We start from the raw sequence: 25392 nt of genomic DNA, 5'->3' as shown, positions 1-25392 counted from the left end.
GTAAGTTCGGAAATTGAAATGAGGTGTTCGGGTTAGCCATCGTTTCAAAGATAAGGATGTTAGGACGAATACGGTGCCAGTATCGTCATGTTTGACGCGCGGGCGGCTGATCGTGCGGCGACAATATTCCGCAGGCAGCTTTTTAACTTATTTGTTGCATTTACATTACCATCCATCTCCTATCTTTAATGCTCAACCACGTCACCAGGCACTTCCATCATGAAACCAGCGCTGCAACTCCCCCGTTTTATCATCCTCATCTGCCTGCTTCCGGGTTATACCCTGGCGCAAAAGGCCACGCCCGACGAAATCTCCCGCTATCAATCCCGGTCCAAACAGGTCGAGATCATCCGCGACAACTACGGTGTCCCCCACATCTACGGTAAAACCGATGCCGATGCCGTTTTCGGCTTGCTCTACGCCCAATGCGAAGACGATTTTAAGCGGGTAGAGATGAACTACATCGAAAAACTCGGCCGCCTATCGGAACTGAACGGGAACAAAGACCTGTACAACGATCTCATGATCCGCCTCCTGATCGACTCCACCGAAGCCATCGCCGATTATAACAGGTCCGAGCCTTGGATGAAGAAACTGCTCAACGCTTATGCAGATGGCGTCAATTACTATCTCTATACCCACCCGCAGGTAAAGCCGGCACTCCTTACCAAATTCAAACCCTGGTACCCGTACTTATGGACTGACGGCAGCATCGGCGCCATCAGTACCGCCGACATTACGGTAAGAGAGTTACGGGACTTCTACTCCGGCGACATCAAAACCGGGGCATTGTCACCCAGGGAATACGATCAGCTCAGCGGCTCCAACGGGTTCGCTATTGCCCCGCAGAACACCGCCTCTGGCCATGCCATCTTGTGGATCAACCCGCATACCACGTTTTATTTCAGGCCCGAGGTGCAGATCAGCAGCGAAGAAGGACTCCGCGTTTACGGCGCGGTAACCTGGGGCCAGTTCTTCGTATACCAGGGATTTAACGATTATTGCGGCTGGATGCACACCTCGAACGCCGTAGATGTGGCAGACTCGTACCTCGAGAAGATCATCAAAACCGGCGATAAGTATTTCTACGAGTACGACGGGAAACAGCTCCCGGTAACGGAAAAGAAGATCGCGATCAAATATGCCGATGCCGGGCAGCTGAAGGAAAAGGTATTCCGCACTTACTTTACCCGCCATGGCCCCGTAATGGCTAAACGCGACGGTAAATGGGTAAGCCTCACCTCGTACAACCGATCGGCAAAAAGCCTTGTACAAAGTTGGTTGCGTACCAAATCGAAAGGACTGGAAGATTATACCAAAGCCATGGGCCTGCTCGCCAACACCTCGAATAATACCGTTTTCGCCGACAGTAAGGGTAACATCGCTTATTGGCATGGTAACCACATTCCGAAAAGGGACCCGGAATTCGATTGGTCAAAAGCGGTGGACGGCACCACACCGGCAACCGATTACAAAGGGCTGCACACCGTAAATGAAGGCGTGCACGTGTACAATCCTAAAAACGGCTGGCTGCAGAATTGCAATTCAACGCCGTTTACTGTTGCCGGAATAAATAGCCCGAAGAAAGCCGGTTATCCGCCGTACATGGCACCCGACGGCGAGAATTTTCGTGCGATCAATGCCGTGAAGGTGTTGAGTAGCGAACATGCGTTCACGCTCGATAAGGTGATCGCTACCGGTTACGATAGTTATCTTTCGGCTTTTGAAGTGCTGATCCCGCCACTGCTAAAAGCATACGGGCAAAAAGTCGCCGGCTACCGCGACCTGGAGGAACCCATCGCTTTGCTCGCTAAATGGGACTACCGCTCGTCTGCTTCGTCGGTGGCTACCACGTTGGCGGTAGAATGGGCACAAAAATTGTCGCCGGCCATCGCTCAGGTCTATATCGGGCAGGGCGATAAGGACCAGGTGGAAAAGACCCGCGAATTTGCTTCAACCGCCAGGCCCGAACAACTGCTCGGTCCGTTGCAAACAACCCTTAAAGACCTGCAAGCCAGGTTCGGTACCTGGCAGTTACCCTGGGGTGATGTGAACCGTTTCCAGCGGCTGACGGGCGCGATCGATGAAAAATACGACGACGACAAACCAAGCATCCCGGTAGGACGCGCATCGGCTACCTGGGGGCAATTGCCTTCATTTAACAGCCGCGTGATGCCGGGAACAAATAAACGATACGGGGTGAGCGGGAACAGCTTCATCTGTGCCGTGGAATTCGGTCCGCGGATCAGGGCGAAATCGTTGTTGGCCGGTGGAGAAAGCGGTGATCCCGATTCTCCGCATTTTTATGACCAGGCTGGAGCATATGCGGCGGGCAAGTTTAAAGACGTGCTGTTTTATAAAGAGGACGTGTTGGAACATATAGAAAAAAGGTACCGGCCGGGGCAATAAGGCACTCAATTGCTGTCGCATCTTACCCCCTAGTTTGTCGCCGGGAGGGGTTTTTTAAATACCGGGGCTCTTCTACCTTTGTTTTAAATCAAGAACAAAGACCATGACAATCCAGCTCAAACACGCTATTTACCCCTGTACCTGGTTCGACGGAAACGCAAAACAGGCCGCAGACCTCTACAGCTCGGTATTCGCCGACACAGAGATCACCTCAGAATCGCCCATGGTGGTCACCTTACGCGCAGGCAAAGAAAAATTCATGTTTCTGAACGGCGGCCCCATGTTTACCCCCAATCCTTCCATCTCTTTCTTCGTGATCTGCCAAACTGAAACGGAGGCCGACAGCATTTGGGCGGGCCTGGGTGAAGGAGGAAACGTGCTCATGCCGCTCGACACCTATCCCTGGAGCAAAAAATACGGGTGGCTGAAAGACCGCTTCGGCGTAAGCTGGCAAATTATGCTTGGCGACCTCTCGCAGGTGGGTCAGAAATATAGCCCCAGCCTGATGTTTACCCAGGCCAACGCAGGCAAGGCCGAAGAAGCGATCGATTACTATACATCGGTTTTTAGCCCGTCGAATATCGGCGGCATCTCCCGGTATGCGGAAGGCGAAGGTGATGTAGCTGGTTACATAAAACATGCGCAGTTCAGCCTGGGCGACACCGTGATGATGGCTATGGATAGCTCTGGTCCGCACCAATTCACTTTTAATGAAGGCGTTTCGCTGGTGGTGGAATGCGAAAGCCAGCAGGAGATAGATTATTACTGGGAACGCCTCACGGACGGTGGCGTGGAAAGCCAATGTGGATGGCTTAAGGATCGCTTTGGGGTGTCGTGGCAGATCATCCCGGCCGTTCTTCCTGAATTGATGAAGAACCCTGAGAAAGCGGGAAAGGTAATGCAGGTAGTGATGCAGACGAAGAAATTTGACATCGCGGCATTAGAGGAAGCGGCCGGGTAGCGCGGAAAGGTAAGCGGCGACAAGACCATCCGTACCACGGAGGCCGGTCCGGGATAGAACCAAACGTAGTTAGGCGGTAAAGAGGGCGCGCTGCCTTTATTAACCGCTATTCCCCCGCAACTAAATGACCTGTCTATATAGTCCGTATGACGCAGGCCGATCGTATGACTAATTTCGTGTGCGATCCTACTATAATAATATGATCAATAGATTTAGATAAGTCGCTTGGTTTTTGTTTAAGAAGATAATATAATCCGCACATGCTTCGTAATACGCCACCGAAGTGCCCGGGGCTGCATTGAAGTAACTTCCGATTTTTCCCTATCTTCCCGGTGCCGAAACACCTGTAAAACGATGCATACCATTCTTCCCTTTCTGCTCTTGATGATTGCCTCTGTGGTACTGTTGGAAATGTGGGCTGCCAAACTAAAAATCGCTTATCCCATTTTGCTGGTCGTTGCCGGTCTGCTGGTTAGCTTTATCCCCGGGTTGCCGGCGGTAAAGATCGATCCCGACCTGATCTTTTTCATTTTCCTGCCGCCGCTGTTGTTTGAAGCCTCGTGGAGCATCTCTTTTAAAGAGATGAAAAAATGGTGGCGCATTATCGGCAGCTTTGCTTTTTTAGTAGTGTTTTTTACTGCGTTATCTGTTGCCGTAGTCGCCAACCGGTATATCCCGGGGTTTTCGATCGCGCTGGGATTTTTACTTGGCGGGATCGTGGCTCCGCCTGATGCGGTGAGCACAGGAGCGATCACTAAGTTTGTGAAGATCCCAAAATCTACTTCCGCCATCCTGGAAGGGGAGAGCCTGCTTAACGACGCATCGTCATTGATCATTTTCCGTTTCGCGCTGGTGGCTGTGGGTACCGGCCAGTTTATTTGGCATGAGGCGGCCATGAGCTTTTTCTGGATGGTGATTGGCGGCACCGGTATCGGCTTGCTGCTGGCCTGGATCTTTGTCCAGGCGCATAAGCGGTTACCTACAGACGCATCATCAGACATCGCATTAACGCTTATAGAGCCTTATTTTATGTATTGGGTGGCCGAGCAGTTCCATTGTTCGGGGGTGCTGGCGGTGGTAAGCGGGGGCTTGTTTATGTCGGCAAAGCGACTTGTGTTTTTAAACAGTGCGAGCCGGATCCAGGGTTTTAGCGTTTGGGAAAGTTTTGTGTTCATCTTGAATGGCACTGTATTCCTGGTCATCGGTTTGGCACTTCCCGGCATCGTGGAAGGTCTCCGGGAAAAAGGAATCCCGTTGGGCACCGCTATAGGCTATGGTGTGCTGGTTACCCTGGTGCTGATCATATCCCGGGTCATTAGCGCCTATGCAGCGTTAGCCGCCACCTATATTTTTCGTCCGGCCGTGGTTCCAACCATCGCGTCCCGCCGCAGAACGATGTTGGTGCCGCTCGTGTTGGGCTGGTGCGGCATGCGGGGTGTTGTTTCGCTGGCCGCCGCATTAGCTATCCCCGCAACGTTGGCCAACGGAACGGAATTCCCGCAACGTAACCTTATCTTGTTCGTTACTTTCATCGCTATCTTGCTCACACTGGTGATCCAGGGACTTACGCTTCCGGCGCTGATCAATCGGTCGCGTGTATTTGAACAGGTCCCAGGGCAAGCATCGCACGAAACTACCAGGCAGCAAATGAAAAAGGGATTGAAGGAACACGTTTATCACTCCCTGAAACGGAAACACGAAAACGACCCGCAGGGCCATGCCGGTATGGAGAAATTCCTGAAGATATGGGAGGAGCGGGCAAAAGCCACAGACGAAACCCTGATGAGTGAAAAAACGAAAACTGTGTTTGTGGAACTACTGGCAGCCCAGCGGGAATACTTGGTGGAGCTTAACAGGGACCCGAAAATTGACGAAGAAATTATCCGGCAGCAACTCTACCAAATTGATTTGGAAGAGGAACGGTTAAAGAGAATTTGAGAAGGTATAATGCAGGTAAGGAGGTTTTTAACCGTCGTTTAAGCAGCGGACGGGCAAATCCTGTTAAACCCTTTCTCGTTAACTCCGGGATAGCGGCTCAAAGAATCAAGGTACGGGGACTTGGTGAAACCCCTTCGAAGAGATACTTCGCGGCCTGGATAAAGAGATCGAGAAAAAGCTCTATGTACTGGATGCTACCGCTGGTATCGTGCTGGAATACACGTACGCCAACCCGCTGTGATTCCGACGGCGGTTACAGCTTTAATTTGGCCATCCAAACAGTGGCTCCGCCGCAAAAAGGGTCGTCTGTTACGTGCAGCAATAGTTCGTAGCCGTTCTCTGTAAGCAGCTCACGGTATTTCCCGGCATCTAACGACGCATGAAAAATATGCTCGCCACCATTCACGGCCCATACCTCGCCGGCTTCATTACCGGAAGTGAACAGGAAGATGCCGTTAGGCGCCAGGTGTTTTTTAACGATCCGGAACATACCAGGCTGATCTTCCTGCGAAAGGTGAAAGAAACTGTGCCAGGCGATCACGGCGCCGAACTTCCTGTTAAGAGACAGGTTGCGCATATCCTGGCATATAAATTCGGCAGCAGGAAACTTGCTGGCGGCAATTTCCAGCATCCGTTGACTTGCATCGACCCCGGTCGCGGAGATTCCCTGTTGAAACAGGTAGGCCATCATCGGTTCGCCGGTTCCGCACCCCAGGTCGAGAACGGTGCCATTACCACCGGTCGCCGCGATCACCAGGTCGAGGTATGGCTGTTCCATCAGGCACTTGGAACGGTTTTCTGAAAACCATTCAGCGATGACGTCGTAAGCTTCGGCTACGTTCTTACCATGCATGCCTTATCGTTTTATGCGACCGGCCCTGAGATGGAAGGCTGTACTGCAGGTAATGTTCGAGCTGGGTGTTTTGGCCATGGTGCTGAATTTAATAACCAAATTAGCAAAAAAACGGAGAGCAGCTTTCCTGGTGAGCCTTCAGGCAGAGAAGTATCTTCTAAGCGCTGAGTTCCTTTGAGTGTACGCTTAACTTGCTTATAACGGGCAAGAGCATACTTGTAGCCCCTGCAGGACACCACAGGTTGCCAGCCGGGAGCTTGCGCCTTACTTTTAGTACGACCAATTATTACAAAAGAATTACCGGCGTTCCGTGCAGGCCGGAAGTTCGAATCCATACCGGCCGTTTAAAATTACCTTCGTCCAAACAATATGATTGTACCAAACCCTAACACCGCACGCAGGCGCCTCGTGGCCTCCGTCCTTTTATTGATCGCCATTCTCCCGGGCGCCACCGCACAGGAGAACGAGGCGCTGGTGCGCAAGATAGCCGACCAGGTGATCCGCGAAACCAAACTTGGCTTCGAGGGAGCGGACAACAAGCAGTTTTACGCATCGGCTGCGGCCATACCCGAGGGTGTAGCGGTAAAATACGCGAGCAGTTATACCGGTTGGCATTATACGCATGGCGTGCTCAATATGTCGATGGTGAACCTGGGCAATTATCTTAATGAGCCTAAATATACCAATTATGCGGCCGATCATGTCGCATTCGGTTTTGCTAATTACGAGACGTTTAAGAAGCGTTTCCCGGGCGGCCGGTCGCACGTCGGGTACCCTTACGGTGAGATGTTCACCATGGAAGAACTGGACGACTTCGGCGCCATGAGCGCCAGTATCCTTGCGCTGCCGGAGGGTAAGCGGAAGGACGAGTACCTGGCATACGTGAAGAAAGCCGCGATGCACCTTACGGAAGAGCGGCTTCGCCTGAAAGACGGAACGTTCGTACGCAAATTCCCGCACGTAAACACGTTATGGGCCGACGACCTGTATATGAGTGTGCCGTTCCTGGCAAGAATGGGAAAATTAACGGGCGAGAAGAAGTACTTCGACGATGCGATAAAGCAGGTGGTGAACTTTGATAAATATCTCTGGGATCCCCAAAACCAGCTTTACTGGCACGCCTGGTACAGCGACGTGCAACGCAACGGGGTAGCTCATTGGGGGCGCTGTAATGGGTGGATCATGATCGCACAGGTCCACCTGCTCGACCTGCTGCCCGCCAATCATCCGGCAAGGCCGAAGCTCCTTCGCCAACTGGAAAAGCAGGTCCTGGGAATCGCTCATTTTCAAAGCCCAGAAGGCCTTTGGCACCAGGTGCTCGACAGGCCCGACTCGTACCTCGAGTCCTCCGCCTCGGCGATGTTTGTTTACGGCATCGCACACGCGGTAAACCAGGGATGGATCGGCAAAAGCTATGCGTCTATTGCCAAAACAGGTTGGGACGGGTTAAAAAAATATAAGATCAACGAGCTGGGGCAATTGAAAGATATCTGCGTTGGCACCGGTATCCAGGACAATATGGTGTTTTATTATACGCGTCCGGTTGGCCTCAATGAAAAGCACGGTACCGGTCCGCTCATCGATGCCGGGGTAGAGATCCTGAAGTTTGAAAAGGCGGCAAGCAAATAACTCGGCTGATCAATTTCTTCGGTTTAAACGAAGTACCATGAGAGGGCTGATCGTAGCCACAAACCTTAACGTTAATCGTATCAAGCCAGCGGCAACTAATCTCTAAGTAAACGTTTTTAAATTAAAAGCCCCGGCCGCATTGCGCTAACCGGGGCTTTTGAGTTATTAACAGTGTTTTTTACCCGATCCTTCGCCCGGTGTTGATAACATTTACCCCGTTGAACCGGGCGGTAGGGCATCCGTGAGACACCGCACTGCTTTGGCTGGGTTGTCCTTTGCCGTCGTTAAATGTTCCGCCTAAGCGGTAATCGTTGGCGTCGCATAAGCCGGCACAGGAGTTCCAGAATTCCTGGGTATTTGCCTGGTAGGCTGCATCTTTAAACATCCCGACAATTTTTCCTTCCTTAATCTCGTAAGCCAACTGGCTGCTGAACTGGAAGTTATAACGTTGCTGGTCGATGGAGTAGGAGTTACGGCCCAGCATGTAGATGCCTTTTTCCACACCTTTGATCATTTCCGCAGCGCTCATCGGGGTTTTGCCCGGCTGCAGCGAAACGTTTGGCATGCGCTGGAACTGTACGCTGCTCCAGTCGTCGGCATAGCAGCAACCCTGCGAAGCGTTAAGGCCGAGGATGTGCGCCTGGTCGCGGATCGCCTGGTAGTTTACCAGGATACCATCCCTGATAATGTCCCATTTGCCGCACTTCACGCCCTCATCGTCATAACCTACGGCGCCGAGCGAACCCGGTTCCAGTTTGTCGCCCACGATGTTTACCAGCTTATTGCCGAAGTTGAATTTCTTCGACTCCCATTTATCCAATGTCAGGAAGCTGGTACCGGCATAGTTGGCTTCGTAGCCCAGTACGCGGTCGAGCTCGGTAGGGTGACCTACAGATTCGTGGATGGTAAGGAATAAATGTGTAGGATCGAGTACCAGGTCATACTTGCCCGGCTCGATGGATTTGGCTTTGATCTTTTCGCCGATGTGTGCGGCCGCTTCACGCATGTCTTCGAGCATATCGTACCGCTTTTTGTACAAGGTAGCCGGGCCTCCTTTAATTTTCTCCTTTTCGTCGGGAATGAGGTACTCATAACCAAGGCCCATGGGGGCGCTCAGCGAGCTGCGGCTTTCAAATGCGCCGCTTGCCCGGTCGATCTTGGTGGCGGTAAAGGTAGGCCAGATGCGGTGAACGTCCTGGTCGATATACGAGCCGTCGGTAGATGCGAAATATTTCTGTTCGTTCACAAACCCGAGCGAAGACATGATCTGTGTTGCGCCGCCCTTCATGCCTTCGGCGTTTACGGCCAGCAACAGGTCTACTTTATCTTTGATCGGCACTTCGAATGCGTTCTTTTCGAACGGCGTTTTCCAACTCACCTCACCATATCCCTTTTGCGGTGCCAGGCGTACCGGTTCGCCGGAGATCTTAGCGTTCGCTTTGGCCACCGCTACCGCGAAGCCTGCCGCTTTGGCGATCTCGTCTTTTGTCATTTTGTTGGTGGAGGCGAATCCCCAGCAGCCGTTGGCAATTACACGGATGCCCACGCCATATGATTCGGAGTTCGATACGCCCTGCACATTGCCATTGCGTGCGTTTACCGACTGGTTAAGGTACCGGCCGATACGTACGTCGGCATACGTGGCTCCCTTTGATTTAGCAGCATTGAGCGCAACGTCCGAGAGTGTTTTTTTTAGCGCAACATCTACGGGTGTAAGCATTTCCCCGATGGAAATGTCGCGCCCCAGCACTGGGATCCCCTGCAGCATGGTGGCGCCGAGGCCCATGCCGGAAAGGTACATAAAGTTTCTTCTTTTCAAAGTAGTAACGTTAAATGGTTATGCGTTGGACGTATAACGTATTACATTATACGTCCAGCCTTTTTAAACGGCGTCAGACAGCGAAGTAAACGTAAAGTCCCTGATCTTCATAGGCGGGATCACCACACGGCCCTGGCGCACAGGAGTGCCCAACGCTTCTACGTTGTTAAGTGCAATGATCGGGCTTTCGTTAAAACGGAAATTTTTGATCGGGAAGGCGATCTTGCCGTTCTCGATGTAAAAAGTACCGTCGCGGGTAAGACCGGTAACGAGGCCGGTCTGCTGATCCACCGATCGGATGTACCAGAAGCGGGTTACCAGGATGCCTTTTTCGGTCGATTTGATCAGGTCTTCGGTTGTTCCTGAGCCTCCGGCGAAGATCACGCCGCCGCCACCACCGCCACCGCGGCCGCCGCCGCCACCGGGAGTTGGTTTAACGCCTTTTTTGGCTGCCCAATAACGGGAGTAAGCGAGATTTTTCACCACCCCTTTTTCTACCCAAACAATCTTTTCGGTAGGTGTTCCTTCGCCGGTGAAGGGCGAGCCGGGCATACGTTCATCGTATGGGTCTGTATAGATCGTCACCAGTTCGCTTAAGAACTGCTCCCCGAGGCGTGTGCCTCCGCCTTTTTTACTAAGGATGCTTCGTCCTTCTTCTGCGCTGCGGGCATCAAAACCGCCGATCACGCCGGCCATGAGGTCTGCCGCCGCTAATGGCTCTAGGATCACGGTATATTTGCCCGGCTCGATGGCTTTCGCCGTTGCCGATGCGTTTGCTTTGTACGCCGCTACCTTAGTGAGGTTCAGTGCGTCCAGCATATTCACGTCGTTAAAACTCTTTTCGGCATAGCCCGACCCCGTGCCTGCCTCGTTACGCAGGGTAACGGAGAACGATACATCCGTGTTGCGGCTGTACAGGAACAATCCTTTATTGTTCATTGAAGCGCCAAACCCAGCGGAATTTTCCAGGAATCCGGCTGCTTCCAGCTTGGCATCTTTGGCCGCCTGTAAGCTTTTTGCAACCATTTCTGCCCTGGTGTCGGGAGTCATGGCAGCGGTTGCAGCGATAAATCCTTTGCCTTCTTTATAAGGTCCCTGGTCGCCGAGTGCGGGCATAAATTCCGGGTTGGGCGGCGCCAGGCGTGCCAGCTCTTCCGAACGGGCAACTACTTTTGCCAGCGAGGCGTCATCAAACTCGTTGATGCTTGCGTTACCGGTTTGTTTTCCAAAAGTCGAGCTTACGCTCAGGCTCATGGTGCTGCTCTCGCCTGCGGTTGATACCGCGTTGCGCGCATAGCGGATGTTTCCGCCCTCAGATCCCCTGAGGCTTAGTTCAACTTCGTCGGCTTTTGAATAGCTGAGTGCTTTTTTCAAGATCGCCTGTGCTTCTTCTTTGGTTAAAAGGGCCATTTTCTTGTGGTTATACGTTATACGTTTGACGTTGTACGTTTTTAAAGATTCTATTTAACTTTTTTGAGCTCTGTTCATTTATGATCGGCGGCCGGAGCCATGCGGTCTGACGTCCAACTACCCGATCTTCCTCGCCGTATTGATCACGTTCACCCCGTTTACGCGGGTGGTAGAACTGCCGTGGGATACGGAGCTCGACTGTCCCGGTTGTCCCTTTCCGTCGCTGAAGGATCCGCCAAGGCGATAATCGCTTTCGTCGCAGATAGCAGCTACCGAGTTCCAGAATTCGCGTGTGTTAGCCTGGTAGGCCATGTCTTTGATCATGCCAACGATCTGTCCGTTCCTGATCTCGTAAAAGTTCTGACCGCTGAACTGAAAGTTGTAGCGCTGCTGGTCGATGGAGTACGAACCGTCGCCGATGATATAAATGCCTTTTTCCACGTTTTTGATCATCTCGTTTACACCCAGCTTGGTTTTTCCCGGCTGGAGGGATACGTTCGGCATGCGCTGGAATTGCACGGAGCTCCAGTCATCGGCATAACAGCAGCCCTGCGAAGCGTTCAGGCCGATGATATGCGCCTGGTCGCGAATAGCCTGGTAATTCACCAGGATCCCGTCTTTTATCAGGTCCCATTTGCCGCATTTTACTCCCTCGTCGTCGTAACCGACCGCGCCCAATGATCCGGGCTGGGTTTTATCGGCGACAAAGTTAACCAGGTTATTGCCGAAATTGAATTTCTTGGATTGCCATTTATCGAGGGTAAGGAAGCTGGTACCGGCATAATTGGCTTCGTAGCCCAATACGCGGTCGAGCTCGGTGGGGTGACCAACCGATTCGTGGATCGTTAGCCACAGGTGCGAAGGGTCGAGCACCAGGTCGTATTTACCGGGCTCCACGGATTTTGCCTTCATTTTCTGATCCAGGTCTTTTACGGCGTTCTTCACATCTTCCATGATGTCGTAACGGTTTTTATACAGGGTGATCACACTCTGCACCTTGTCGGAGGGTCTGGCGTCGAGGTACTCGTATCCCATACCCATCGGCATGCTTAATGCACCGCGGTTCACGAAAACACCGGCAGTGCGGTCGGTCTTGGTAACGTTAAAGCCCGGCGAAATGCGGTGCACGTCCTGGTCGATATAAGAGCCATCCGTAGAAGCGAAATATTTTTGCTCGTTAATTGCCCCGATATTTGAATTGACAAACGAGGCGCCGCCCGCGAGCGCTGCCGCATTTACGGCAAGGATGAGGTCCAGCTTATCTTTAATCGGTACTTCGAACGCGTTGGTAACGATCGGCGTTTTCCAGCTTACCTCGCCATATCCTTTCTGCGGGGCGAGTTGTACCGGCGCGCCGGAGATCCTGGCGTTCGCTTTTGCTACCGCGACGGCTTTTTCTGCCGCCTTTGCAATGTCATCCTTCGTTACTTTGTTGGTAGCGGCAAATCCCCAGCATCCGTTTGCGATTACGCGGATCCCTACGCCAAACGATTCGCTATTGGAAACACCCAGCACCCGGTTGTCGCGTGCGGCCACTGTTTGCCGGAGATACCGGCCAATACGGATGTCGGCATAAGTTGCACCTTTCGCACGGGCGGCGTTCAGGGCTACATCGGCTAGCTGCTTCTTGAGCTTTACATCAATGCCTTCCTGGAGTGCTTCCAGCGGGTCGATTTCCCTGGCAAAAGCCGGAAGACCGGGCATTGCCATAGCGCCTGCGCCCATAGCGGATAAATAAAGAAAATCTCGTCTTTTCAAAATGGTATTCCTCCTTAAGCTGTTATTTAAGTTCACAATCTATCAAATTTTTCGCAACGGCGTCCCTTTTTTGTTTATAACAATTTTGTTTCAAGCCATAGAAAGGCGCTGCAAAGAAGAAATAGGGCGAAGAAGAGCCATTTTGGGACCGACGTTAGCGATTTTCCGGCGGTTTTAAGGCCATCAGACCCCGAATCGGGTCTTACCTGCGCAAAAAAGGTGGTATTTTTGATAGTTTCTGTCGTTTTTAGGGCTTTCCAGCTTCCGCGGGGATAAATATAGGCCCAATCCTGTATTAAGTTCCCGGACTTTAGCGGCATCCACCCGCTGTGAAGGGACCAGCTGGCAGGCGCTGTCGCGGCATCCTCCCCGGCATTGGAAAGCATGACTACGCGCTCACCCGCTACGGCAGGTGATGGCTGCAGGAACAACTCAGTAGTTTCGTCCTTCTTTGCGGCCTTCGCTACCAGCAGAGACCAAAAGCCGTCGTAAGCAGCAGTGTTCCCGGAAAGCTGCCATTTATACGAATCGCCGATGGTACTTAACGCCACCTTTCCCCTGCCGTAAAGGACACTGTTTACCCAGGTACGGTCTTTGGTGTCCGTCACCAGCGGCTGGTCTCCCGGCAGGCGATGTACGAAATAAGGATGCTCAGTTTCCAGTAACATTGCTTTTTCAGGAGGTACCCTTACCGGGTATGCTTTCAGCACCTCTGCTGACGGATATGTTTTGAATGCCCCGAAAGCCGACTTTCCGCTGCTGTCGGCCCGGATAATCAATCCCATCCCCTTGTTAACCAGGCTTTTTAATCCGGATGCGGCCGATCCTTCCAGGGCGTTCAACTCGTCGATGTCGGCAATTACCAGGCTGAAGCCTGCCAGCGATGATGCGCCCGGTAATTCGCCGCCCGGATTTTCCATGTTCAGGTATTCCGTGCCGTACTTGTTCTTGCTGATGGTGGTCCTGACGGCAATGGCATAACCGTGTTCATAAAGCCAATTTTTAAGAAACTTATTTTCGAATCCCGGGGCGGCAGCAAGGATCAATACTTTTAAAGGATCATGCTTAAGCACTTCTACAGGGACCTTTTCGGTAGAGAGGGTGTCTTTGCCATCGACCGCGTGGACCAGGTACACGGCTCTTCCCGCGTGGGAAGGTGTGTTGCGAAACACGAAATTGCTGGTAAGCCGTGGAGTGACCGTAACGGAATCGAGGTTTGTGCCTAACCCCTCGAGGATAAGTTTTACCGGTCTGTCTGATAGGTTGCGGTATTTCCCGGAGAGGATAAGATTTTCGCCAAACTGTACTTTTTGGGTCCAATGCGCTGAAATGATGCCTTGGGGAAAGCCGGGAGGCGTATAGGTAAACGTGCTCCCTTTTAATTCCCGTAACTCATCCGCCGTAAAGCCGTTGCCTGCGACCTGGAAGCTTTTGTCCCCGGCGGGCGACGGAATCATTGACGGATCTGAAATATACGTCAGTTTGCCGGGATGTTCGTTTGCGAGCTCCCGGTCGAGCGTGTAGATTGGTGTGCGTTGATAAGTCCTGTAAAGGCTGTCGATATTCGCGCCATCGGTTGCCAGTACGGGTTTCGCAGAAGCGATCATCGGGCCGCCCTGGGGGACAAGGAGGGGCACCGCCATAAAAGTGAGCGAGGCAACGGCAATGACCGATGCGGCTACCCGCCACGCCAGCCTCAGCCTGTTTACACGTACAATTTCCCGCCAAAGTACGAACGCCAGCAATGCCAGGGAAAGGATGATTATGATCACATGCCAGTTCATCAGCGATTCCCGGGTTGAAGATTCTTAAAATATTGATCGGCGAGCGAGGTGGCCGGTGCGGTTTTTTCTGCCGTAGGCAGCTTCGCGGAAGCGCCGATGATCTTCCTGAGCGCCGCCTGGGCGGTCCTTACATCTTTGATATTTACGTTTCCGGACGTGTTGGCCAGGATCCGGCGCATAGACGAAACCGCGGGGAGGTAAACGGAAGGCTGTCCCGCCGCGCGTTTATTCAACTCAAGGTTTGCTTCGCGCAGGATGGCAAGGTCTGCGGCGCCCGGGCGCGCATCGCCGGTTAGCCCGTCAAGGATAGATGCCGCGGTTTTCAACGAAATATAGGATTCTTTTTCCTGCTGCAGTTTTCGCAGGGCAAAGGGATCGGTAATTTTATCCAGTTCGCCGGTAAGCCTTTTTTCGGGCTTCAGGGCAGGGGTTTTGTAAGTGGTTTTGGCTACGTACACGCGCGATTGCTGCTGCAGTTCTTTCAGCTTGCGAAGCGCCCGGTATTCATACGGAAGCGCTTCGGCCGTGCGGAAGGTGCGCAGCCGCATTTCGGCGCCCCACATTTCGCTCAGCATATCGCGCATCTGCACTTTTTGTGCCGGATCGAGAAAAGTGGCGTCTTCAGCATTATCGTGTTTGTGGGCGTATTGGTCCATGAGTTTCGCCTCATTATTAAAATCGGCGGGATCGTCAGCCCCCTCGCCGTGTTCATCGGGAGTGCCGTCGGGTTCGTCTTCCGACTCTGCCCCAAGGAATTTGCTGTAGCGGAGCCGAAGCAGTTTCTGGTCGATGCCGATATTATTGCTGCGGTTGTTAAAAGTCTCGGCAGTGATGGCGGGCTTGTCTTTCAGCAGTTTCTCAGTGTCGATAATGATTTGCCGCTGGCTCCTGAAATATTCCGGTACCTTATTCACGCCGTTGGCGATACCTTCCATGCTCATAAGGGCGGCGGTATCCTGGATAGAAACGAGGTATACGTCGGTGCGGCTTTCCTGCCCGTGGTTGTCCATCGCTTTAACGAAAAAATAAAGCTCGTCGCCGGGCTGCATTTTTAGCTGGTCGAGGTCGATCTGTTTCTCAGGGTGGTATTGTGTGCCGTTGGTGAAGGCGGTCGCAAAAGCCATGTTCTGTTCTTTAAATGAAACGCTTTCGCCCTTCCCGCTGGCGACGGTGGCGGATATCGACGCGCTGGAAACGCCATAATCATCTGTAAGCGAGAGCCTAATATTTAGCTTATGCGATTCGCCGGGTTCTATGTAAGTGTATTGCGCCGGTGTAGTGATGCGGATCGCGGGCGGCAGGTCTTTTACCACTTCTATCTTGTACAGGTCAGAAAGCCGTCCGTCGCAGCTTACCTGGTAGAAGCCGGGGGCGGAAACCATCCTGGAAGTTACCCATTCGGTTTTATCGCCGTTAACGGGTTTCAGTTGGATCACCTGGTTCCCGTTCAGGATGAAGTGGAGGTTTTTTACCGGTCCGTTCGTGCTGATTTTCCAGGTGACCTGCGATCCTTCTTCTGCCAGCAGGGCGAATTTATCCTGCTGATGGACCGGTTTCCTGGTATAATCCGGGGGGGTGATAATGATGTCGAGCGAGGCTATTTCCGGGATGGCTGCGGCCGGTTTTGCCATTTTCGAAACCCCGGGAAGATTGAGGGCTGCGGCGGTCTCAGGCGAAATATGGTAATCTATCTTTAGCATGACCAGCGACAACAGCACCGCGCCGGCCAGGATGATAGCCGAAGCTTTAAGCAACCGGGTTAATTCCGCCGGCGCTTTCAGGCCGTCGAGCTGCCCGCCGATCTTTTTTAGCTGTAATTTCTCAAGTAGGTTTAAAGAATCACGGGGTTTAAGGAGGAGGCCGGCGCTTTCTTCCAGCCCTGGGAAAGTGCAGTTGAGCAGGCGGGAAACGTCTTTGTCCCTGATCCTCCAGGATTTTGATACCGCTACGAGGAAGCTTGCGAAGATACCAAAGAACAATATGGCGTACCAAACCGGTAATGATAAGGCGCGGTTAAAAAACACCGATAAAACCAGTGTCATGGATAACGAAATAAGCATCAACGCGGCCAGGTTATATCCCGACCATCGCTTTTTGAGCGTGGCGATGAGTTTCCGTCCCTTATTTTCCGGCATAACTAGTTTCGGTTTGCTGTTTATAAGTGATCATTCTTTCGATGGCAAAAAGCAGGAAAAGAAACAACCAAATGTAGTTGGTAAGCGGGGTGGCGTCTCCTGCGTTGATCTTACCGCCGGAAGCCGCCGTTTTCGAATTAACGGGAAGGTATTGTTCATCCGGCAGCGCGCGGTGGTCGATTTCGTGAGGAACCGGTTTGTTTTTAAACATCAGGTCCATCAAAATCATGGGAAAACTGCTGCTCCAGACCAGGTCGTTCCAGGCGGGATTGAAATGGGAGTAGAATTGATAATAGGTAGTGTTTTCCGTATTAGTCTTCACCAGGAGCGGATCTCCTGCTCCGTCTTTCCAAATTACTTCGTCTTTATTGCCGGGATCGTTGGCCGGTGTCCTTTTCAGCAACGCGATTTTCTCATGATGAGCCGCCGTGATCACCTCACTGTTTAAGGAACCCGTGGTAGTGCCCGCAGGGCTGCCATCGCCTCCGCTATATAATAACACGTTTGTCTTATTACTGCGGTGATTTTCATTGGGAATATCACTTAGGAAAAAGACCCAGTCGGTTTTATTGTTCGCCCGCGAATAAATAATTTTCCGGCCGGTATACGACTTTATGGCTTCGATAGCGGCACGAACATAGGGTCCGTCCTGTGGATATCTGTGCGAATCGATTTCGATATGCGTCGCGGCAGTGTCAACAAGGATCGAATCGGCCACGCGTGCGTTTTTTCCTTTCAGGATTATCAACGGTTGCCCGTTGATGATCGAATATCCGAATAGCGGATGATCACCGGTCGGTCGGATCGTATAATTTTTAAATGTATTTGCTGCCGGCGTACTCTTCCCCAGGGTCACGATAACGCTGTCAGATGAAGTTAAAAACGCATCTTGGAGCCAGGTTACGGTAGAATCGGCGGGGATATAAGTACGCCAGGTTACGGGAAATGAAACCGATGGCCGTTTTCCGCTGATCCTTCGCGCCTGGTTTACGGTAAACAGCGTGACGGGTTTGCGCGGCGGAAGCTTGCTTTCAAGCAGATGCAGCAGTGCCCAATAGGAGAGCCGGGCGGAATCTGCGGAGGCGGGCAGGGTATCGGCGTTTATTTCGTCTAGCTTTGCTTTGCGGAAGCCCGGTCCGAAGTAGTGGAGCTCGTGCCCGGCGTTTACCAGGGAGTCGATGCTTTTCTTAAAATGGTGATAGGTTTCCCGGGCGCCGGCCTGTTCGATCAATACCCATCCGCGGGAGGCTACCGGCTTTTCGTCGCGCCAAACCGGCTGGCAAAGCAGCAGTGCCAGGCCTGCCAGTAAGAGGCAGCGCAGGATGAGCAGCAGGAGGTCGCTGAGCTGAAGACTTTTTGCGTTCTGCCGCGAACTTTCGCCTAACAAAGCAATACTCCCGATCTTAAGCGTTTTCCCCTGTTTGATGTTCCACAGGTGAATAACAACCGGGACCGCCAGTGTAAGAAGAGAAAAAAGCCATATGGGATTAAGCAGCTGCAGCAAATCGTTCGGGGTTAGCTTTTATTTCGTTGGTTAAGAAAATCGCGAAGGGCGAGGTCGAGCGGCTGGTCCATCGAAATCATCCGGTAGTAGATATGACGGTCGAGGAGGGCAGTCCGGTAGTCTGCGAGCTGTTTTTCAAGCTTTTCCTGGTATTGTTTTTTGGCCGATACCGGGTCGATGCGGATCGTTTCGCCGGTTTCGAGGTCCTCGAGTACCGAATAGCCTTTAAAGTCGAATTCAAGCTCGTTCTTTCCCATCAGGTGAAAAACAATGATCTCATGTTTCAGCGTGTTCAGCGAATCGAGCAGGTCGAAGATCTCGTTTTGCTGCTGGTACATATCCGTGATGAACACCAGCAGCTCGCGTTTGCCGGCGCCGGCATAAATATCTTTATAATGTACAGGTGAAGTAAATTTCCCGCCCGGTTGGATGTGTTCCAGCTGGTAATACAAGCGCGTGAGATGCTGGAAGTCCTGCTTCACCGCCAGGGAAAACAGGCCGCCCTCGCGGAAAACGTACAAACCGATGGCGTCTCCCTGTAAATTAGCGAGGTACGCCAGTGCGGCGGCCAGGCTCCGGGCGTAATCGATCTTTTTAAAGCCGCCGTCTTCGTGGTTCATCGAACCGCTGGCGTCCACGAGGAAGCGCACGGCGACACTCGTTTCTACTTCCGATTCGCGGATATAATACCGGTCTGAACGGCCGTACATCTTCCAGTCGAGCCAGCGCAGGTCGTCTCCCGGCTGGTAACTGCGGTATTGGCTGAATTCGAGCCCGGGACCCTTGATGGTACTCTTGTTAATGCCTGTAAGGAAACCATCGATCACGGTTTTAGCCGACAAAGAAAGTTCTTTGATGGCCATTACCGTTTTTGGGTCGAGGAGGGGCATACGGGGAGACGTTTACGTTTTACGTGGTAAGTTGACGAGACCGGCACCACCGGTACTATTTACCGGGCTTGGGGCGGTCGATGGCCTTCAGCAACTCGGCGGTGACCATATCTGAAGTTACCCGTTCGGCTTCGGCTTTAAAGTTCATGAGGGTACGGTGGCGCAGTACCGGCGGGGCCATGGCCTGGATATCTTCCATGATCACGGCATAACGTCCTTTGAACAGCGCCCGGGCTTTGGCGGTAAGGATCAGCGCCTGGCCGGCCCGCGGGCCCGCTCCCCAGCGCACCCATTCCTTTACGTAAGGCACCGCGGTGGTGTCGGGCCGGGTAGCGCGGATTATGCCGGAAACATAATGTACCAGGTCGTCGTTGATGCTCACTTCGCGGACCAGCTTTTGCAGCTGGCGGATATCTTCGCCATTGATCACCGCGTTTACGGGCACCTTTTTGGCGCCTGTGGTGCTGCTTAAAATACCGAACTCTTCGGCGGCGGTTGGATAACCGATCTTAATATACAGGAGGAAGCGGTCGAGCTGTGCTTCGGGCAGCGGGTAAGTTCCTGCCTGCTCTATGGGGTTCTGGGTAGCGAGGATAAAGAACGGCCGGTCTAACGGGTAGGTCTGGCCGGCATAAGTCACCTCGAATTCCTGCATCGCCTCGAGCAATGCCGATTGTGTTTTCGGCGGTGTACGGTTGATCTCGTCGGCCAGGATAATGTTAGCGAACAGCGGCCCTTTGTTGAACTTGAAGAACCGTTTCCCCGTAGCATGGTCCTCTTCCAGGATCTCGGTGCCGATGATGTCTGTCGGCATCAGGTCGGGCGTAAACTGTACCCTCCTGAAGGAAAGATGCAGCGCCTGCGATAGCGTACGCACCATCAGCGTTTTCGCCAATCCTGGCACACCTTCCAATAAACAATGTCCCCCGGCCATTAATGCGATGATAATTTCCTCGAGAATATGGTCCTGACCTACGATAACTTTCTGTATTTCCTGCTTCAGCCGGGGTAATTTGGCCAATAACTCTGTTATGTTGCTTTCTGTGATCTCCAAAACGATGCTTTATTTTATTAAGGGAAAAGAATCTTCCCTCCTGAAGTCGAAAAATAGAAAGAAAATGCCTGCTTTTTAAAAAATGATTTTAAAGTAGCAGAAAAATTACAGCTAATGCAATCAAAAATATGAAATGCGATAATATTTGCAATATTTTCGAAAAATGAAAGGGGCTAAGTTTACGTTCACGCGATTAAGATACAGATCAGGAGATTGGGATACCGACCAGCGCATGCCCTCGAACATCCTCAATTCGCTGCTGGAATATACGACAATCCCCATCAATCCGCAGGAAAAGATCATTGACCTGGGAAGCGAAGATCTCTTTTCGGCGCCCTTTACGTATTTAAGCGGCCATAAGCTGGTACAGTTCGATTTGCGGGAGCGAGAGAACCTGAAAAAATACGTAAGGAACGGTGGCTTCCTGTTTGCAGACGATTGTAACCACGACATCGACGGCTTGTTTGCCAAGTCGTTCGAGACCCAGATGAGCACGCTCTTTGGCCCCCAGGCCCTTAAGAAGATCCCAAACAACCACGAGCTTTACCACTCATTTTTTAAGTTTGAAAAGGGGCCTCCAACCACCGCTTTCGAGCTGAACGGGTGGGGTGACGACCTTGTGCACGACTACCTGAAGGCCATCGAGGTGAACGGACGCATCGCTATCCTGTACAGCAATAAGGATTATGGGTGCGAGTGGGATTACGACTACCGGAACAAGCGTTTTCTTGCGGAAGATAACACCAAATTCGGCGTAAACATCGTGGCATATGCCATGGGATCCTGAAGTTTTTTACAGGCTGGCAAAACAGCGGCTGGTTCCATTCCCCCCGCACAGGCTGTAATCGGGAATGGCCAGGTACCATGGGCGCCGACGTTACAACGACAGCTTATAGTATTCTACGAAGAATTGGTTCTCCCACCTGCTTTCCTGGTAAATAAAGCTTTGTTTAAGCAATACGTTTCTCGATGCGGCATTTACCGGGTTGATGATCCCGGTAACTTCCCTGATTTCGGGAAGCGTGCGCGCCAAAGCGATCATTGCTTCGAGCATTTCTGAGGCATACCCCTTCCCCCAATACGGCGGAAGCAACCCGTATCCCGCCTCGGCGACGTCGTCGTGCAGGAAAATGAATTTCGCGATCCCGACAAAGGCCCCGGTCTCCTTCAGCCGTACGGCGTAAGAGCCGGTAAAGGGATGTGCGTCGCCCGATTCGAGGATCTTGCCGAACTTAATTTCAGCTTCTGCCGGCGCCAGCGGTTTGCCGGTAATATTTTGCATCACCTCGCCGTTGGTGTACCAGCTTAAGAAATCTGCACGGTCTTCGGCGCAAGCCTTTTTATAAACGAGCCTGCGGGAGGTTAATTGTGGATAAGTTCTTTCGTTATCATATACCAGGGTGCTAACATAATGTAATAAACCATCAGTTCTGTGTCTATTCATTGTTTAATCCTTATTTTTGCAAATTGATTACCAGGAATGAGTGCTGAAATTTTAAAACCTGCAGGGGGAGTTTATTGTAATTCGCTGACTTCTTACTCGCGGTGGCTTACCCGCGAAGTTTTTATCGGCGATATTCCCATGGGAGGGCTCAACCCGATCCGTATCCAAAGCATGACCACCACCGATACCATGGATACCATCGGTACCGTAGAGCAAAGCATCCGGATGGTAAACGCCGGTTGTGAATACGTGCGGATCACGGCGCCAAGCATCAAAGAAGCGTATAACCTGGCGGTGATTAAAAGCGAACTGCATAAAAGAGGTTATAAAGTGCCTCTTGTTGCCGATATCCACTTTACCCCGAACGCCGCTGAAGTAGCCGCCCGCATCGTGGAAAAAGTGCGTGTTAACCCGGGCAATTACGCAGATAAGAAGAAGTTCGATCAGCTGGAATATACAGATACCGAGTACCAGGCGGAGCTCGACCGCATTTACCAGAAGTTTACCCCCCTGGTAAATATCTGTAAAGAGTACGGAACAGCGATGCGGATCGGTACCAACCATGGTTCTTTGTCAGACCGTATCATGAGCCGTTACGGTGATACCCCACGCGGAATGGTGGAATCGGCCATGGAGTTTATGCGCATGTGCGAGAACCTGGGATATTATAACCTGGTGGTTTCCATGAAATCGAGTAACCCGCAGGTAATGGTACAGGCTTACCGGCTGTTGGTGGAAACCATGATCGCGGAAGGAATGAACTACCCGCTTCACCTTGGCGTAACGGAGGCAGGGGACGGTGAAGACGGGCGGATCAAGTCGGCGGTCGGCATCGGCACCTTGCTGGAAGATGGCCTGGGAGATACCGTTCGTGTGTCGTTAACGGAAGAGCCGGAGGCGGAGGCTCCCGTGGCCATCGAACTGGTGAACAGGTATACGGCAAGGGCTGAAAGCTTAAGGAAAGAGGCTGAAAGCTTGAAGTATAAAGCTGAAAGCAGTTCCGTTACTCCTGACCGGCAACCTGCTTCAAACCCGGGGTTTCCGGCTGGATACAGTCCTTATCGATACGAAAAACGCTATACTTACGAGGCAAACGCCTTTATCGGCGGACATATGGTGCCGCGTGTGGTGCTCGACCTGTCGCGCGCCAACCTCAAGGATCCCGCCGTGCTGAACGATGCCGGGTATCTTTACTCCCCGTTGCTCGACAAGTATCACATGGCCGATCAGTCGGTCGATTTCGTTTACCTGGGTGATAATCTTCCTTCGTTTAATTTCCCGGGAAACCTGAAGCAACTGTATCATTATCCCACGTGGGAGACCCTGGCCGATAAAGCAAACTGCCACCCGGTGTACGGCCTCGAAGAATATAATACGACAACCAGCCGCTGCCCTGCATTGAACCTGGTGAGATTAACGCCGGCCGACCTGGAAACGGAAGCTTTTGCCAATATCAGGTTAGATAACACGCTGGTGTTCGTATTGGAAACAGAAGCCATTCACGGTATGGCCGATCAGCGCGGTTTTTTTTTCCAACTCCTCGGGATGGGATGCGAAGTGCCGGTGATCATCAGGAGAAGCTATCAGTTATCAGCTGTCAGCTATCAGCCTGAAGAAACCACCCGCTTACAACTCTATGCTGCCACAGATCTTGGCGGTTTATTGGTAGATGGCTTTGGTGACGGAATATGGATCGATGCTCCGCATATCCCGGCGAACGTGATCACCTCCGTTTCATTTGGGATCTTGCAGGCTACCCGTTCGCGGATCTCGAAAACGGAGTACATTTCTTGCCCCAGCTGTGGCCGTACCTTGTTCGACCTGCAGGAAACTACGCAGATGATCCGCGGCAGGACGTCTCACCTGAAAGGACTGAAGATCGGTATCATGGGTTGTATCGTAAACGGGCCCGGCGAAATGGCCGATGCCGATTATGGGTATGTAGGCGCCGGGCCGGGTAAGATCACGCTTTACCGCGGCAAGGAGGTGGTCAAGAAAAATGTGAACACAGGACAGGCGCTGGATGAACTGATCGGGATCATTACCGCCGACGGGAATTGGGTAGACCCCCAATAAACGAAAAGGGCGGCCTCGCGCCGCCCTGATCTTCTCATTAACAAAAAACAAATTTATTTCCAGAGCGCCGCGGTATAGGTACCCGGGGCGCCAGGCTCGTTGAGGACCTTTGCGGTCATTGCATCTAACCGGGCACGTGTTCCTGCCTTTTTGATGTTCAGTTTCTTATTCACCGTTTCCTGGTATACCAGCCTGAGCGATTCGTCGTAGATCTTGATGGTTTGGATCTTTGGTGTTTTTACGTTGCTCTCCACCACCCAGGTGCCTTTTTCGATGGGTTTTTTATTGGCTTGCTGCCCGAAGGCGGTAACTGAGGCAAATGCGACGAGGGCGATTGTATTTAAAAGTGCTTTCATGATCTTTATATTTAATTGTTGATCCAAAAGTATAATGACCATCGTCATCAATAAAAGATAGTCGCCGCAAAGCATCCCCTGGATTTCAAACGGCTGTTCTGCTCAGCCGGGTGCTGTTGGTCGGTTTTTTTCGTGTTGCGTTGCGTGTTGTTGGTCGTTTGTCATCTCAACCACGTTGTTTGTCGACTAAGCGCATCATAACCGCTGCAAATTCGCCGATCCGGCCTAACTTTACCTGATGTATTCGAGCGGAGATATTTATATCGGTTCCTTCCGGGTCAGGCGGATCTGGCAGCACCTGCTGTTCTGGATCGCGGCGTATACCGCGATGATCATTATTTACGGCTACAGCAAAACGCATTACTACATCGCTGCGCGTAACAACCTGTTTTATACGCCGGTGCATGTTATTTATTTCTACACGATGGCCTATTGGCTGATCCCTGATTTCCTGCTAAAAAAACGAATTGCCTTATTTCTCCTGTTAATGACGGCGCTGTTTTTCGGCGCCATCTACCTTACCCGTTTCGTCGACGTTGCCTTTGTCGATCCCTTCGAGATCCGCGTAGTTGGCGCCGGGAGCGTGTGGTATCCCGCCAGCGCCAACACGTTCTGGAAAAAGGTATTCGATCCGGGGTCTTTCTTTGGCGCGCTTAAGGGCGTTAACCTGGTGGTGTGGATCGCGCTGGCTATCAAGCTTTTTAAGATGTGGCTCGAGCGACGCAATGCCGCCCTGCAGGCAGAACTGAACTTTTTGAAGGCACAGATCCACCCGCATTTCCTGTTCAATACGCTTAATAACCTGTATGCGTTGACATTGAACGGGTCGCCGCAAGCGCCGGATGTGGTGTTAAAGCTTTCGGATATGATGCGGTATATGCTCTACGAATGCAGTACCGACGACATCGAACTACAGAAAGACGTCACGATCTTAGAAGAATACATCGGCCTGGAAAAGATCCGTTACGAAGATCGCCTCGAGTTTTCATTCAGCATCACCGGGGAGATCGACCGGCAGCGCATAGCCCCGTTGCTGTTATTGCCGCTGGTGGAGAACGCTTTCAAGCACGGCACCAGCGAGGTGATCGGCGACACCTGGATAAACGTAAACCTCCAGTTAAAAGGTGACCGATTAATATTAAAAGTTTCGAACAGCAAGCCGCAGGCGGCTGCCACCAGCCAGGTGTATTCCGGGCATATCGGGCTTACCAACCTGAAGAAACGTCTCGAGCTGCTGTACGGCGATGCGTACAAACTAAAGTTTTTCGACGAAGAAGAGCTGTTCCTCGCCGTGCTGGAGATCGACCTGCAAAAACGCCTGCCGGTGTAACATTCGCGCGGAATGACGCGTCTTTTAGCTGATACTTTTGAC

At 52.1% G+C, this 25392-nt stretch carries 18 protein-coding genes and 1 pseudogene; 7 read left to right on the top strand and 12 right to left on the bottom strand.

The genetic code is table 11. The annotated features are described in order from the left end of the window. Positions 1-219 precede the first annotated feature (219 nt). Both GS398_RS18095 and GS398_RS18090 read left to right on the top strand, forming a co-directional pair. Positions 220-2409 (top strand): penicillin acylase family protein, encoded by a 2190-nt coding sequence (locus GS398_RS18095; protein WP_160908216.1) that lies wholly within the window; start codon positions 220-222, stop codon positions 2407-2409. A gap of 103 nt (positions 2410-2512) precedes the next feature. Continuing rightward, complete coding sequence (locus GS398_RS18090; protein WP_160908215.1) at positions 2513-3370, top strand: VOC family protein; 858 nt, start codon at positions 2513-2515, stop codon at positions 3368-3370. Positions 3371-3468: 98 nt separating this feature from the next. Here GS398_RS18090 and GS398_RS22890 read toward each other — a convergent pair. Further along, positions 3469-3543 (bottom strand): annotated as a pseudogene (locus tag GS398_RS22890) (M57 family metalloprotease); the annotation flags it as partial. Positions 3544-3754: 211 nt separating this feature from the next. Between GS398_RS22890 and GS398_RS18080 the strand changes: the two are divergent. After that, positions 3755-5308 (top strand): Na+/H+ antiporter, encoded by a 1554-nt coding sequence (locus tag GS398_RS18080; RefSeq protein WP_237488252.1) that lies wholly within the window; start codon positions 3755-3757, stop codon positions 5306-5308. Between the two features lie 253 nt (positions 5309-5561). On the opposite strand, the gene GS398_RS18075 is transcribed toward GS398_RS18080, so the two are convergent. Continuing rightward, on the bottom strand, positions 5562-6161 hold the full coding sequence (locus tag GS398_RS18075; protein ID WP_160908213.1) for a class I SAM-dependent DNA methyltransferase: 600 nt from the start codon (positions 6159-6161) through the stop codon (positions 5562-5564). A 369-nt stretch (positions 6162-6530) separates the two neighbouring features. On the opposite strand from GS398_RS18075, the gene GS398_RS18070 reads away from it, so the two are divergent. After that, the gene (locus tag GS398_RS18070) at positions 6531-7790 is read left to right on the top strand and encodes a glycoside hydrolase family 88/105 protein (protein WP_160908212.1); all 1260 of its coding nucleotides are present in this window, start codon (positions 6531-6533) and stop codon (positions 7788-7790) included. Positions 7791-7968: 178 nt separating this feature from the next. Here the strand turns inward: GS398_RS18070 and GS398_RS18065 are convergent, their stop codons facing one another. From GS398_RS18065 to GS398_RS18030, 8 genes are all read right to left on the bottom strand, one after another. Then, entirely contained in the window at positions 7969-9609 is a 1641-nt protein-coding gene (locus GS398_RS18065; RefSeq protein WP_160908211.1) for a TldD/PmbA family protein, read from the bottom strand. A 63-nt stretch (positions 9610-9672) separates the two neighbouring features. Continuing rightward, positions 9673-11019 (bottom strand): TldD/PmbA family protein, encoded by a 1347-nt coding sequence (locus GS398_RS18060; RefSeq protein ID WP_160908210.1) that lies wholly within the window; start codon positions 11017-11019, stop codon positions 9673-9675. Positions 11020-11136: 117 nt separating this feature from the next. Then, the gene (locus GS398_RS18055; RefSeq protein ID WP_202406122.1) at positions 11137-12777 is read right to left on the bottom strand and encodes a TldD/PmbA family protein; all 1641 of its coding nucleotides are present in this window, start codon (positions 12775-12777) and stop codon (positions 11137-11139) included. A gap of 74 nt (positions 12778-12851) precedes the next feature. Next, on the bottom strand, positions 12852-14549 hold the full coding sequence (locus tag GS398_RS18050) for a hypothetical protein (protein WP_160908209.1): 1698 nt from the start codon (positions 14547-14549) through the stop codon (positions 12852-12854). An 11-nt stretch (positions 14550-14560) separates the two neighbouring features. Next, positions 14561-16696, bottom strand: a complete 2136-nt coding sequence (locus GS398_RS18045; RefSeq protein WP_160908208.1) for a DUF4175 family protein — start codon at positions 16694-16696, stop codon at positions 14561-14563. After that, complete coding sequence (locus GS398_RS18040) at positions 16683-18200, bottom strand: BatA domain-containing protein (RefSeq protein ID WP_160908207.1); 1518 nt, start codon at positions 18198-18200, stop codon at positions 16683-16685. Before GS398_RS18040 ends, GS398_RS18045 begins: the two co-directional genes overlap by 14 nt. An 11-nt stretch (positions 18201-18211) precedes the next feature. Then, positions 18212-19090, bottom strand: a complete 879-nt coding sequence (locus GS398_RS18035; RefSeq protein WP_237488241.1) for a DUF58 domain-containing protein — start codon at positions 19088-19090, stop codon at positions 18212-18214. Positions 19091-19145: 55 nt separating this feature from the next. After that, on the bottom strand, positions 19146-20111 hold the full coding sequence (locus GS398_RS18030) for an AAA family ATPase (protein ID WP_237488240.1): 966 nt from the start codon (positions 20109-20111) through the stop codon (positions 19146-19148). A gap of 196 nt (positions 20112-20307) precedes the next feature. Here GS398_RS18030 and GS398_RS18025 point away from each other — a divergent pair, with 196 nt between their 5' ends. Beyond that, positions 20308-20931: a DUF4159 domain-containing protein gene (locus GS398_RS18025; protein WP_160908205.1), complete on the top strand. Its 624-nt coding sequence runs from the start codon at positions 20308-20310 to the stop codon at positions 20929-20931. Between the two features lie 90 nt (positions 20932-21021). Here GS398_RS18025 and GS398_RS18020 read toward each other — a convergent pair whose 3' ends face one another. Beyond that, positions 21022-21588 carry a GNAT family N-acetyltransferase gene (locus GS398_RS18020; protein ID WP_160908204.1) on the bottom strand — a complete coding sequence of 189 codons (567 nt, stop codon included), beginning with the start codon at positions 21586-21588 and terminating at the stop codon, positions 21022-21024. Between the two features lie 36 nt (positions 21589-21624). Here GS398_RS18020 and ispG point away from each other — a divergent pair, with 36 nt between their 5' ends. Then, positions 21625-23664 (top strand): (E)-4-hydroxy-3-methylbut-2-enyl-diphosphate synthase, encoded by a 2040-nt coding sequence (ispG, locus tag GS398_RS18015; protein ID WP_160908203.1) that lies wholly within the window; start codon positions 21625-21627, stop codon positions 23662-23664. Positions 23665-23717: 53 nt separating this feature from the next. Here the strand turns inward: ispG and GS398_RS18010 are convergent, their stop codons facing one another. Then, entirely contained in the window at positions 23718-24020 is a 303-nt protein-coding gene (locus tag GS398_RS18010) for a hypothetical protein (RefSeq protein ID WP_160908202.1), read from the bottom strand. 238 nt (positions 24021-24258) lie between these two features. Here GS398_RS18010 and GS398_RS18005 point away from each other — a divergent pair, with 238 nt between their 5' ends. Then, positions 24259-25350, top strand: coding sequence for a sensor histidine kinase (locus GS398_RS18005; protein WP_160908201.1), 1092 nt, complete (start codon positions 24259-24261; stop codon positions 25348-25350). The last annotated feature ends 42 nt before the right edge of the window (positions 25351-25392 follow it).

This window comes from Hufsiella ginkgonis, from assembly GCF_009834915.1.
Lineage (GTDB): Bacteria > Bacteroidota > Bacteroidia > Sphingobacteriales > Sphingobacteriaceae > Hufsiella > Hufsiella ginkgonis.
This window is presented reverse-complemented; position numbering and strand designations above follow the sequence as displayed.

Bases quoted from the DNA above. Each gene is read 5' to 3' on its own strand.
- GS398_RS18020 (WP_160908204.1), bottom strand. From the start codon at position 21,588: ATGAATAGACACAGAACTGATGGTTTATTACATTATGTTAGCACCCTG.
- GS398_RS18005 (WP_160908201.1), top strand. From the start codon at position 24,259: ATGTATTCGAGCGGAGATATTTATATCGGTTCCTTCCGGGTCAGGCGG.
- GS398_RS18075 (WP_160908213.1), bottom strand. From the start codon at position 6,161: ATGCATGGTAAGAACGTAGCCGAAGCTTACGACGTCATCGCTGAATGG.
- ispG (WP_160908203.1), top strand. From the start codon at position 21,625: ATGAGTGCTGAAATTTTAAAACCTGCAGGGGGAGTTTATTGTAATTCG.
- GS398_RS18060 (WP_160908210.1), bottom strand. From the start codon at position 11,019: ATGGCCCTTTTAACCAAAGAAGAAGCACAGGCGATCTTGAAAAAAGCA.
- GS398_RS18025 (WP_160908205.1), top strand. From the start codon at position 20,308: ATGAAAGGGGCTAAGTTTACGTTCACGCGATTAAGATACAGATCAGGA.
- GS398_RS18080 (WP_237488252.1), top strand. From the start codon at position 3,755: ATGATTGCCTCTGTGGTACTGTTGGAAATGTGGGCTGCCAAACTAAAA.
- GS398_RS18010 (WP_160908202.1), bottom strand. From the start codon at position 24,020: ATGAAAGCACTTTTAAATACAATCGCCCTCGTCGCATTTGCCTCAGTT.
- GS398_RS18035 (WP_237488241.1), bottom strand. From the start codon at position 19,090: ATGCCCCTCCTCGACCCAAAAACGGTAATGGCCATCAAAGAACTTTCT.
- GS398_RS18070 (WP_160908212.1), top strand. From the start codon at position 6,531: ATGATTGTACCAAACCCTAACACCGCACGCAGGCGCCTCGTGGCCTCC.
- GS398_RS18090 (WP_160908215.1), top strand. From the start codon at position 2,513: ATGACAATCCAGCTCAAACACGCTATTTACCCCTGTACCTGGTTCGAC.
- GS398_RS18095 (WP_160908216.1), top strand. From the start codon at position 220: ATGAAACCAGCGCTGCAACTCCCCCGTTTTATCATCCTCATCTGCCTG.
- GS398_RS18045 (WP_160908208.1), bottom strand. From the start codon at position 16,696: ATGCCGGAAAATAAGGGACGGAAACTCATCGCCACGCTCAAAAAGCGA.